Raw genomic sequence first — 11,714 nt, 5'->3', positions numbered from 1 at the left:
CAACAGATCCGGCCGCCCCGCACAAACATGATCCAGATCCCCGACATCCCGCGCAGCGCCGACATGACCACCCAGGACTATGCCTATTTCCGGCTGCGCAATGCGATCATGGTGGGGGCCCTGCGCCCCAGGACGGCGCTGACCTTTCGGGGCCTTGCCGAACAGCTTGGCCTGAGCCCTACCCCGATCCGCGAGGCGGTGCGCCGGCTGTCAAGCGAACATGCGCTTGAGGTTCTTGAAAACAGGCGGTTGCGGGTACCCGAAATGACCCCCGGCCGGTTTGAGGAACTGGCACAGCTGCGTCTTGCGCTGGAAACCCACGCAGCAACGCGCGCCTTTGCCTACCTGTCCGATGTCACAATCGACACGATGGCGCGGCTGGACGCACGGATGGATGGCGCCGTCAAAAGCCGCGATCTGGACGCGCTGACGCGGATGAACCACCAGTTCCACCGCCTGCTCTACTGCCTCAACCCGCATCAGACGGTGATGCCGTTGATCGAAAGCATCTGGCTGCAGCTGGGCCCGTTCCAGCGCCGCGTGATCGAGGATATTGACCGGACCTATGTCATCGATCGCCACAAGGAAATGCTGGATGCCATGCACAAACGCGACCTGCCCGGCCTGTGCGCCGCGATCGAACGGGACATCGAAGACGGCTCGATCCGGTCGGGGCGGCAGATGCTGCACTGCACGAAGGATAGCATTCCCATCTGACATCGCAGGTTTCAGGGAACCGGCCTTTTGCGTGGTCGGTGACCGTCGGCGCACCTGACACAGGGCAGTTGATCCTGTCACGCGAAGGCTTCTGGCCGGCCATCCCCGTTCCGGCCTGCGGGCAAATCCACCTGCGGCAGGCGCATCACCACAAGTGAATGGAAACGACGCACGGGACTGCGCCTGCCGTTCATCTATCGCCGCCGGGTCCCAAGCCTGCTGGTGCCCGAGGCGGATCAGCGGCAAGGGACGCACCGTGGCATCCCGCGCAAAGACCGGACGCGGGATGGCCGCCGTGCCGACGTATCGCACAGGTTTACTTCTTGACCTTGAGGGTACTTAGCAACCCGTCGGCATTTATGATCGCATTGGCAATATCGACAGTCGATGAACGGCGCGCCATCGCGTGGCTGCGGATGATCTTGTAGGCCTCATTTTCATCGATGCCATGGTGTCGCATCAGAATAAACTTGGCCTCGGTGATGATCTGCACCTGCTCAAGCTTCTGGCGCAGCTTCTCCTCGGCGCGCAGCGCTTCGCGTTGGCGTTCCCAGACACGTCGCGCCATCAAGATAGAGCTCATCACCCCAAAGGCCCGCAACGGCTTGCTGATCACCGCCTGCACGTCCAGTTCCAGGATGCCTGCAAGAACCGAGGGGTTTTCATAGGCGATTACCCCAATCAGGGTCGGGCGCTGATCGGGACGCGGCGACAAAAGCCGCGTCAACACCGGCGAGATCGCCTCCTTGATCTCAACAAACACCACATCGACAGAGGCAGGCAGGGTCTCGGGCGGTGGCCAGATCGTTTCGACGCTGCATCCGATGCGGTTCAACTGCTGGATCAGATCATCCGCATCCGAATCGCGCGGATGCAGAACCAGCACACTCAAGCTGCGCAAGCTAGTGATCAGATCGGTCATTTTACGATCATGGACATGCCGGTTTTCTCCCCACCGCGCCTCCTGAGATTAATTTTTGCGTGCCCTGACAGGTGCATTTCGCAAGCGGAATGCACGGTCGTTCAGGTCAGGAATAACAAGATAGGGATCGGGCTTGATCGGGCGGACAACTTCGCGCTGGATGATGAAATCCCCGCATTCATCCACCTTGCCGATCCGCGAATGCAGATAGGTATGATTGTTATCAGGATCAATCTTCACCTGCCCCTGCGGTGCATTGAAGGTAGAACCCAGAAGCGCTTCGCGCAACTGGTCTATGTCCAACGTACGAACCCGTTCCAATGCTGCCGCGAACATATGAACCTGGAAATAGGCGCTTTCACAACAGCTTGTCACCATCGCGTCCGAACCGAACTTGCGGCTGTAGCTGGCCAGAAACTTCTGGTTTTCGGGCGTGCAAACGGTTCGGAAATAGGGCGCGGCGGTGATATGGCCGACAGCTGCTTCTGGACCGATGCGTGCAATCTCGGCTTCATTCGTGGTCAGGCTTGCGATCGGGCGGGCCCGCGCATCATGCCCGGCCTCGTGATAGGCACGATAAAAGCTGATCGTGCTGTCACCAACGACGGTCGAAAAGATGACATCAGGCTGTTTTTCGGCGATATCGACAAGAATGGCGTCGAAGGCATCCGCCCCGGCAGTGATCGGCAGGTAGTGTTCACCGACCACTTCACCGCCGCCCTGCCGCAAGATGTTGCGCATGACGCGGTTGGATTCACGCGGATAGATGTAATCCGAACCCACAAAATAGAACCGGCTGCCGTAATTCTCCAGAAGATAGCTGGCCAGCGGCACGCTGTTCTGGTTCGCGCAGGCCCCCCCGTAAATGACATTGGGCGAATATTCGAAGCCTTCATAAAGTGTCGGATAGAAAAACAGCGCATTGCGCCGTTCGACGACGGGCAGAACTTCCTTGCGGGCCGACGACATGTAGCACCCCACCAGAACGGACACCCCGTTCTCGACGATCAGCTTTTCCGCAAGCCGGCCATATTCCGCCGGGACAGAGCCGGGGTCATAGCTGATGGCCTCGATCGGACGGCCAGCGACACCACCCGCGGCATTGATCTCTTCTATCGCCAGCAGCGCGCCATTTTTCTGCGATTGTTCGATGACCGCAGTGGCCCCGGTTTCCGAAAACAGGACGCCAAGTTTCCAGCTGTCCTCGCGCGCAATTTTCATCATTCCGAGCCCTGCCCCGTAAGATCTTCAATCCTGAACCAGACTTCGCCCTGACGCAACTCTGCGATATAGGTGCGCCGGTCGACCAATGCGGTGGATGGTTGGTTCAGCAAATGGCGGGCGACGGGGATCTCGACAAATTTGCGCACGGCCCGACGTAGTGATCGCGCGCCAAACTGCCGGTCAAAGCCGACCCGGCCAATGTGGTTACGCAAGCTGGGGGCAAGTTCGACCTTGCACATGTGCTTGGCAAGACGCCGGTTCAGCTTGTCCAGTTCCAGCCCGACAAGGGTCTGCACATCCGACTGGTCGATCCAGTCGAAGACCTCGACATGGTCGATACGGTTGACGAATTCGGGCGGGAACCGCGCAAGCAGTGCCTTTTGTGCAATCTCTTCGGCCCGTGCGCGGTGGTTTTTCGCCCCGCCCGGACGTAGCCGGTGCCAGACGCTGTGCTGTGTCTCGGCCTCGCGGCGCAGCTGTTCGGCGCCAAGGTTTGAAGTCATGAAGATGATGGCGTTGCGGAAGGAATAGGTCCTTTCGCCCGACGCGGTGGTCAGTATGCCATTGTCGAAGATGTTGAGAAGCGACAGCACAACTTCGGGGCTTGCCTTCTCCAACTCATCAAACAAGACGATTCCGGGCTTGCCGATGCTGCCCTCGATCTTGCTTTGATCAAGGATCGTGCGCCCCTCTTTCGAGCCGACATAGCCCGGCGGCGCGCCCGAAATCGCGGCAGCGTAATGTTCCTGTGACAGGGTGTTCATGTCCACCCGGCACAGCGCATCGGCATCGCCGTGAATGGACCGGGCCAGCACACGCACGATTTCCGTCTTGCCGACGCCAGTCGGCCCGAGCAAGAGCGAGGTATAAAGCGGGCGGCGCGGATCGGCGATATCGGCACGGACGATGCGCAGCATGTCGATGATCGACTCGACGGCATGGGGCTGGCCTATGATCTCACGCCGCAGGTGGTCGGCGATCAGATCGACGTCAAAGCGGAAGCGGCTGTCAAGGCCGGTGGCGGCGACCCGATGGGCAGACACCACGTCATCCTCGGCCAGCGTCTCGGTCTTGAGGGCGTCTGCATCGCGCTTGCGGCGTTCGGTATCGGCCAGCATGTCGTTGAGAAACGGCATCGGCTGCGGTCTCCTTCAGGGGCGGGGCTGCCCGCCGGTAAGGTGGTGGCGTTGATCCGCCTGGAAAGATGGGCGGCGGGTGACCGCCGCCCTGATGCATCAACCCTCAGGCTTCCTTTTCCTTGGCCGCCGTCGGCAGGCTGCCCACCGGGCAAGAGGCCACGCCCACGGTGGTGCGGGTGAAGGCCTCGACCTGCTCGCGCGCCTTCTGTGCGTCGGTGACCCAGGTCCGGTAGAATTCGAACGGGCAGTCGGCCACCCCGTGATCGCCATCCCCCGCCGCATGGACACCCGTGTAGCCACGATGCAGAAGCTTGAAGAGATGGTTTTGCGACTGGTCGTTGGCGCGGGCATCCCGGATCTCGGGGATCGAGAGCTGGGCATACTGGATGCCATATTCCTCTTCGCCGCATTCGCCCAGCGTGCGGCCATCAAAGCCGATGATCGCCGAATGGCCGAAATAGGTGTAGACCCCGTCGAAGCCTGCCGCATTGGCCACCGCGACATAGCAGTTGTTTGCCCATGCCATGGCCTTGGCCATGATTACCTGCTGGTCCTTGGCCGGATACATGTAGCCCTGGCAGCGGACTATCAGCTCGGCCCCCTTCATTGCGCAGTCGCGCCAAATTTCGGGATAGTTGCCATCATCACAGATGATCATCGCCACCTTCAGGCCCTTCGGTCCTTCGGCTACATGCGTCGTCCCACCGGGATACCAGCCCTCGATCGGGCACCAGGGCAGGATCTTGCGATATTTCGAGACGATCTCGCCCTTGTTGTTCATCAGGATGAGGGTGTTGTAGGGCGGTTTGCGGGGATGCTCCTCATGGCGTTCGCCGGTCAGCGAGAAGATGCCCCAGACATTGGCCTTGCGACAGGCCCGGGCGAAGACCTCGGTCTCGTCGCCGGGGATCGTCACCGCCGTCTCATACATCTCTTTTTCATCATACATGATGCCCTGAAGCGAATATTCGGGGAACACGATCAGGTCCATGCCAGGCAGGCCCTGCTTCATGCCCACGATCATGTCCGCGATCTTGTTCGCATTCTCCATGACTTCGGCCTTCGTGTGAAGGCGGGGCATCTTGTAATTGACCACCGCCACGCCGACGGTGCTGGGGCTGGATGAAATGTCGCCGTGTCTCATATTCGGCTTCTCCTCTCTGGTTGGATCTGGTCAGGATGACGCCGGGTTCCCCCCGGTGTCAGAAAGTCAGGTGCTTGTCGGCAATCTCATCGGTCAGCTCGGACCCCGCGCCACTGATGACGACGCGGCCCTTGTCGATGACGAGAAAGCGGTCCGAAACGGCACGCGCAAAGGGCACGTTCTGTTCAACAAGCACGATCGTCAGACCGAATTCGCGGTTCAGCCGCACGATCACGTCATGAATCTGCTGGACGATGTTGGGCTGAATGCCTTCGGTCGGCTCATCCAGGATCAGCAACTGCGGGTCCATCGCCAATGCGCGGGCAATGGCCAACTGCTGCTGCTGGCCGCCGGACAAATCACCCCCGCGCCGATCCAGGAATTCCTTCAGGATCGGGAACAACTCGAAGACGAATTCGGGCATATCGCGGCGGCCGTCGCAGCGGGCATAGGTACCCATCACGATATTCTCACGCACGGTAAAGCGCGGGATAATTTCACGTCCCTGCGGAATATAGCCAATGCCCAGCATGGCCCGGTCGGGCGTGCTCATCCGCGCGATGTCATGGCCGTCGAAAAACAGACTGCCGTCCAACCGGTCAGTCAGCCCCATGAAGCTGCGCATCAGCGTGGTCTTGCCCACCCCATTGCGCCCCAGCACGCTAAGCAGCTCACCCTTGTGCAGGGAAAAACTGACATCCTGCAGGACAGGGCTCTTGCCGTAATAGGAAAAGAGGTTCTTTGCCTCGATCATCATCTGATCCTCAATGTCCGAGATAGACGGCCTTGACCTGCGGGTCGGCCTCGATTTCGGCGATTGACCCATCGGCCAGAACGCTGCCTTGGTTCATCACCGTGACCCGCTCGGCTACTTCGCGAACGAACTGCATGTCATGTTCGACCACGATGATCGTGTGTTCGCCCTTCAGCGCGTTGAAGATCGCGGCGGTCTTCAACGTCTCCTGAATGGTCATTCCGGCGGTCGGCTCATCCATCAGAATAAGCTTGCTATCCTGGGCCAGCAGCATGGCAATTTCCAGCCACTGGGTCTGCCCGTGCGACAGGTTGCCCGCCCGAATGTCGACATGGTCGGCCAGCCCGACGCGGTCCAGCACCTCAAGAATGCGGCCGCGCACCGGCGTGCGAAAAACACGAATGGTGTCAAGCACACCTGCCTTGCGCGATTGTGCGACTTCAAGATTTTCCAGAACCGTCAGTTCCTTGAAAACCGACGGCACCTGGAACTTGCGCCCGATCCCCAGCCGCGCCCGGCGGTATTCCTTGAGCCAGGTGATGTCATGGCCGTCGAACAGGATCTGCCCCGAGGTCGCCCGCGTCTTGCCGCAGATCAGGTCCAGCGTAGTGGATTTACCCGCGCCATTCGGCCCCAAAAGGCAGCGCAATTCACCCTTCTGGATCTGCAGCGACACGGCGTTGACCGCCTTTAGCCCGCCAAACTGGACGGAAAGGTCACAAACTTCAAGAATACCGGTCATCTGGCGGGGTCCTCGATCTTGATGGCATCGGCGTCACGCTGTGCGTTTCTGCCCCGGCCGAGCGCTTCGGTTGCACCGCGCACCAGGCCGTAAAGCCCGCGCGGCAGAAACAGGACAAAGAAGATGAACATCAGGCCCAGGATTAACAGCCAGCCCTCGACGAACAGGTCCGACAGCCGGCCCTCGGCAAGGTTCACAAGGATCGCACCCACCGCTGCGCCAAGAAGGGATTCCCGCCCGCCGACGGCGACCCAGATCACGATGCCCAGGCTGAAAGCGACGCCCATATAGGTGGGCGAAGCGAATTCGAGAACCAGCGCATAAAGCATCCCCGCCCAACCTGCGATGGCGGCCGAGATGCAGAACACCACCGTCTCGTAACGCGCCACGTCATAGCCGAAATAGCGCACACGCATGTTGTCTTCTCGGATCGCGCGCAGGATCAGCCCGACCTTGCTGCGCGTCACCAGCGCACCCAGAAGCAGCGCGGCAATCAGACAGCCCGAAACGAGGTAATAGAACGACAAGCTGTAGGTATCGACCGTCCAGCCGCCAAGTTGCAGTGGCGCAAGACCCGTCAGGCCATTCTGCCCGCCCGTATATCGTTGTTCCTCAATGAAAAGCAGCTGCAACGCGACCATGAAGGCAAGGGTGATGATCGCCACGAACACCCCGGTGATCCGGGCGCGAAACATGAAGACGCCCATCAGCCCCGCCAGCAGCGCAGGCAGCGCAAGCCCCAGGATCAGCGTCACTGGCAACGAATGGAACGGCAGCCAGAACCACGGCAGGGTCTCGACATTGTTCCAGCCCATGAAGTCGGGCATGCCGCCTACATTGTTGACGCTGGCCTTCAGCTTCAGATGCATGGCCATGACATAAGCGCCGATGCCAAAGGTCGTTGCCTGACCAAGGTTCAGCAACCCCGCCGTACCCCAGGACAGGGCTAGCGCCATTGCGACCATCGCCAGCGTAAGATAGCGCGCAAAAGTGTTCAGCTCGAACCCGTCAAAGCCCAAAAGCGCGGGCACGCCCAGAAGAATGACAAGCGCAAAGGCAACATAGCCCAGAAAGTCGTATCGGTTGGTCCGGTTCATGATGCCCTCCTCAGCGGCGCACAGACTGCGGGAACAGCCCGTTGGGACGTAGTCGGATGAACAGGATGATTGCGACAAGGACGGCGATCCGCCCCAGCGTGTCGTTCATCAGAAGCGAAAAGAATGCAGTCGCCTCGCCCACCGCGCCTGCGGCCACAGCCGTCCCCACGATCGAGCCGACCCCCCCGATAATGACGACCAGGAAGGCGTCCACCACCAGATAGGTGCCCATCGCCGGTGTGGTGCTGACCAACGGGGCAATCAGGGCCCCGGCCACGCCCGCCAGCCCCGCGCCATAGGCGAAGGTCAGGGCATAGACCTTTTCTGCGCGAACCCCGTAACATTCCGAGATCTCACGATTTTGGATGACGGCCCGCAACTTCTTGCCGAATTCGGTGCGCGTCAGTAGCGCCCAGGTCGCCACCAGCACTGCAGCCGAAAACAGCACCACAAAGATGCGATAGTTCGACATCACCACATTGCCGATCGTCAGGTTGCCCTGCAGAAAGGATGGCCCCGCGATGAAACGCGATTCCGGCCCGATGCCCATGCGCACAAGTTGCTGCAGCACGATGCCGATACCCCAGGTGGCCAGAATCGTATCGAGAGGCCTGCGGTAAAGGCGGTGAACGACCGTTCGTTCTATTCCCCAGCCAACAAAGCCGATCAACACGAAGACGACCGGCAGGGCCATCAGAAGCCCGGTTCCCAGGTAAGTCTGCATCGCCCAGGTGACATAGGCGCCCAGCATGACGAATTCGCCATGCGCCAGATTGATGACGCCCATCGCGCCGTAAATGATCGCCAGCCCCAGCGCCACCATCAGAAGTATGGAGGCCATGCTGACGCCGGCGAACAACTGATTGAAGATCGTGTCCATACCGTTCCGTCGCTGTTGTCGCTTGCCGTTGTCCGCCTTGCGCCAGGCAAGACAGGAATGTCCGGTGCCGGGTGGGTCCCCGGTATCGGTGCTGCGAAAGTTATGAGAGAGGGGGCCGGGGAAGCGCATCGCCCCCCCGGCGTCAGCCGTCCATCAACTGCGAACGAGGCCCTCGCCCGTGCAGGTCTCGCCCTCATAGGCCCAGTAGGGGTCTGGGGCGACACGCTCTGCGGACTGGATCAGGATCTCGGCCTGACCGTCACTCTTCCAGCGGGCAATCTTGGGCCAGAGATGGGTATGCAGGTTGGGATCTACCAGAACCTCACCCTGCGGCGCCGTCACCGTCAGACCCACCGCCGCATCGCGGATTGCCTGCGGCGTAATGTTCGCGGGGTCAAGTTTTTCCAGCGCCGCCTTGAACTGGTAGACTTGGAAATAAGCCGCCTCCGAGACGAAATGGGTGACCTGGTCACCGCCCCACCGGGCTTTGTACGCCTCAACGAAACGCTCATTTTCAGGCGACGAATGGCCCATGAAATAGGGCGCGGACGAAAAATGCCCCACCGCCGCCTCACCACCGATCGCAGCGACTTCAACCTCGGATCGCGTGAGCGAGGCGACCGGCATTTCCTCGGGGTTGAAGCCTGCGGCGTGATACTGGCGCTGGAATGCCACATCGCTGTCGCCTACCAAGGTACAAAAGATCACGTCGGGTTTTTCAGAGCGGATACGATTGATCACAGAGCTGAAGTCCGAATGGCCAAGCGGCACATATTCCTCATGCACCACCTCGCCGCCCAGTTGGCCAAGCAGCATCTTGCAGACGTTGTTTTCTTCCTTCGGATAAACGTAATTGTTGCCGATCAGATAGAACCGACCGCCAAAATTCTCAAACAGCCACGGAACGAAGTCCTGCTGCTGCTGGTTCGGCACAGCACCACCATACATGATGTTGCGCGAACATTCACGCCCCTCATAAAGCGTCGGGTACCAGTAAAGGTTGTTGCGGCTTTCCACGACCGGAAGCACCGCCTGGCGGCTGGCCGATGTGTAGGAACCAAAGACGCTGACACAATTATCACGGATCATCAGGCGACGAGCGCGATCCGCATAGGTCGCAGGGTCAGAGGCGGGATCTTCGATGAAGGTCTTGAGCTGCATGCCATGGACCCCGCCGGCTGCGTTGATCTCTTCGATGGCCATCAGCGCGGCGTCATGCAGGGTGCGTTCGACCACAGCGACCGCGCCCGTCAGCGAGAACAGGAGACCCACCGGGATTTCCCCGTTCTGGGCGTAGGCGGAACGGGTCCCCAGGATCAGGGAAGGCGCGGCCAGACCGCCAGAGGCGGCCACTGTTCCAAAGGCACCAAGGCCTTTGACAAAACTCCGACGCTTCATCGGAACTTCTCCCATGTTGGTGATGATTTTTATTATGCCGGGCAAACGAAAAAGCCCCATGAACAACGTCGCCATTGACGCGGTTTCATGAGGCTTCGATGCCTTGACTGTTAGAGGTCTTTGTTGACCTCTGTAGCGAAAAGTCTGTGTTAGAATTCGCTTCAAATCAATAACAAAATAACATTTTAAATCAATTACTTACCAAAATTGTAGCAAACTTCGCCAAAACGAAACGCTCGAAATCTGGCGCGTCGCCTGCGCTTCGAATCACCTAAATCTGAATTGCCCCGTGTATCGTGGACGCCTTCTTCGCCAATTTTGAGGCAAGGAGGCCCTGATGAGCAGCAGCAAGTTCAGTGACGATCTCAAGCGAGATGCCGTCGCGCAGATCACAGAGAGGGGCTACCCGGTCAGGGAAGTGTCGGAGCGCCTGGGGGTCAGCACGCATTCGTTCTACGCCTGGAAGAAGACGTTCGCGAAGGCGTCATCTGGTGACGCCGAGAAAGAGGCCGAAATCCGTCGACTCAAGCGCGAGCTCCTGAGAGTGACGGAGGAGCGGGATATCTTAAAAAAGGCGACCGCGTATTTCGCCAGGGATGCAAAATGAGATACACGTTCGTGGCCGAGCATCGCGGACAATTCTCTGTCAGGGCTATGTGCCGCTGGCTGAGAGCAAGGGTATGGAGGAAGCCCAGGAGGCGCGATCCGTGGCCTGATCGAGAAGATCGTGCTGACGCCGCACGCGGACGGTACCGGTGACGGTGGAGCACGTCGACGGCATCTCGACCGTCGCGCTGACACAAGCAGGGGTCAAACTTTGAGTCCAGCTCGAGTCAAAACAAAAGGCCCCGGCGAAGCGCGCGGGGCCTTTTCATAAGCCTTTGGAATGTCGGCGTGCCTTGGAGTGGTTGCGGGGGCAGGATTTGAACCTGCGGCCTTCAGGTTATGAGCCGAACTCTTTGATTCTCATGACTCTTTTCTATTCAGAGACTTAACGTGCAAGCCTTTGAGACGGCAGACTTTTTCGAGAACTATCGGCGCTTCTCGCCGGATTTGGACGGATCAACGTGCGCACAGGGACGCATTCGCGGGTTGACCAGACGTTGACAAGCGATGTTCATCGAACGCGAAAGCCATCCCTACATCCCTTGGATCGGTCTCGACGCGAAGGGCGGAGAGCGGACGGTCGCTGCGCAAAGGATGGAGGTCAGCAATGCGGGACTTTCCTGACTTTCGCTGCGACTGCGCGGTGTGAGGTTTGTGCAGTGGCCCCACAGCGATCCTGAGATCGGCGCCGTCAGGCAGCCTCGTAGCTGGAGAAGATTTCCGTCCTGCCATCTCCGAGGATCAGGAACACGTCGTAGGCTTCCCGCTCATCCTCTGGCCCCATGCCCGGTGATCCGTAAGGCATCCCAGGCACGGCGAGACCGACGGCATCGGGGCGCTCGGATAGCAGCCGTCGAATGTCGGCCGTCGGCACGTGTCCTTCGATCATGTAGCCCTCGATTTCGCCGGTGTGGCAGGAGGTCATGTTCTGGGGGATGCCGTTCTCGACCTTGTGCCGGATCAGGAGGGTGCCGAAGCTGCGCTCGGTGGTGACCTTAAATCCGTTCTCTTTGAGGATCTCGATCCAAGCTGTGCAGCAGCCACAGTTCGGGTCTTTCAGAACGTGGATCGCGGGAGAGCTTTGAGACAGT

At 59.7% G+C, this 11,714-nt stretch carries 11 protein-coding genes and 2 pseudogenes; 3 read left to right on the top strand and 10 right to left on the bottom strand.

From position 1 onward, the window contains the following. Window positions 1-27: 27 nt before the first annotated feature. Together ACK8OU_RS07590 and ACK8OU_RS07585 are read left to right on the top strand one after the other, a co-directional pair. Window positions 28-717, top strand: a complete 690-nt coding sequence (locus ACK8OU_RS07590) for a GntR family transcriptional regulator (protein ID WP_410302776.1) — start codon at window positions 28-30, stop codon at window positions 715-717. A gap of 32 nt (window positions 718-749) precedes the next feature. Continuing rightward, window positions 750-1,024 (top strand): annotated as a pseudogene (locus tag ACK8OU_RS07585) (DUF6441 family protein); the annotation flags it as partial. A 9-nt stretch (window positions 1,025-1,033) separates the two neighbouring features. Here the strand turns inward: ACK8OU_RS07585 and ACK8OU_RS07580 are convergent. From ACK8OU_RS07580 to ACK8OU_RS07540, 9 genes are all read right to left on the bottom strand, one after another. Beyond that, complete coding sequence (locus tag ACK8OU_RS07580; protein ID WP_410302775.1) at window positions 1,034-1,639, bottom strand: ANTAR domain-containing response regulator; 606 nt, start codon at window positions 1,637-1,639, stop codon at window positions 1,034-1,036. A gap of 48 nt (window positions 1,640-1,687) precedes the next feature. After that, entirely contained in the window at window positions 1,688-2,860 is a 1,173-nt protein-coding gene (locus ACK8OU_RS07575) for a transporter substrate-binding domain-containing protein (RefSeq protein WP_410302774.1), read from the bottom strand. Beyond that, complete coding sequence (locus tag ACK8OU_RS07570; protein WP_410302773.1) at window positions 2,860-3,999, bottom strand: AAA family ATPase; 1,140 nt, start codon at window positions 3,997-3,999, stop codon at window positions 2,860-2,862. The genes ACK8OU_RS07575 and ACK8OU_RS07570 overlap by 1 nt, the downstream gene beginning before the upstream one ends. A gap of 106 nt (window positions 4,000-4,105) precedes the next feature. Then, complete coding sequence (locus ACK8OU_RS07565; RefSeq protein WP_410302772.1) at window positions 4,106-5,146, bottom strand: aliphatic amidase; 1,041 nt, start codon at window positions 5,144-5,146, stop codon at window positions 4,106-4,108. Between the two features lie 58 nt (window positions 5,147-5,204). Beyond that, window positions 5,205-5,900 carry an urea ABC transporter ATP-binding subunit UrtE gene (gene urtE, locus ACK8OU_RS07560; RefSeq protein WP_410302771.1) on the bottom strand — a complete coding sequence of 232 codons (696 nt, stop codon included), beginning with the start codon at window positions 5,898-5,900 and terminating at the stop codon, window positions 5,205-5,207. A 10-nt stretch (window positions 5,901-5,910) separates the two neighbouring features. After that, entirely contained in the window at window positions 5,911-6,642 is a 732-nt protein-coding gene (gene urtD, locus ACK8OU_RS07555; RefSeq protein WP_410302770.1) for an urea ABC transporter ATP-binding protein UrtD, read from the bottom strand. Next, window positions 6,639-7,739, bottom strand: coding sequence for an urea ABC transporter permease subunit UrtC (gene urtC / locus ACK8OU_RS07550; RefSeq protein WP_410302769.1), 1,101 nt, complete (start codon window positions 7,737-7,739; stop codon window positions 6,639-6,641). Before urtC ends, urtD begins: the two co-directional genes overlap by 4 nt. A 10-nt stretch (window positions 7,740-7,749) precedes the next feature. Continuing rightward, on the bottom strand, window positions 7,750-8,619 hold the full coding sequence (gene urtB / locus ACK8OU_RS07545) for an urea ABC transporter permease subunit UrtB (RefSeq protein ID WP_410302768.1): 870 nt from the start codon (window positions 8,617-8,619) through the stop codon (window positions 7,750-7,752). Between the two features lie 153 nt (window positions 8,620-8,772). Next, the gene (locus tag ACK8OU_RS07540) at window positions 8,773-10,182 is read right to left on the bottom strand and encodes a transporter substrate-binding domain-containing protein (RefSeq protein WP_410302767.1); all 1,410 of its coding nucleotides are present in this window, start codon (window positions 10,180-10,182) and stop codon (window positions 8,773-8,775) included. Window positions 10,183-10,354: 172 nt separating this feature from the next. On the opposite strand from ACK8OU_RS07540, the pseudogene ACK8OU_RS07535 reads away from it, so the two are divergent. After that, window positions 10,355-10,689: pseudogene (locus ACK8OU_RS07535) on the top strand (transposase); the annotation flags it as partial. A gap of 625 nt (window positions 10,690-11,314) precedes the next feature. Here the strand turns inward: ACK8OU_RS07535 and ACK8OU_RS07530 are convergent. Further along, a complete protein-coding gene (locus ACK8OU_RS07530) occupies window positions 11,315-11,713 on the bottom strand; it encodes a DUF411 domain-containing protein (RefSeq protein ID WP_410302766.1) in 399 nt (132 codons plus the stop codon). Window position 11,714 lies beyond the last annotated feature (1 nt).

This window comes from Pontitalea aquivivens (genome assembly GCF_046507575.1).
GTDB lineage: Bacteria > Pseudomonadota > Alphaproteobacteria > Rhodobacterales > Rhodobacteraceae > Pontitalea > Pontitalea aquivivens.
This window is presented reverse-complemented; position numbering and strand designations above follow the sequence as displayed.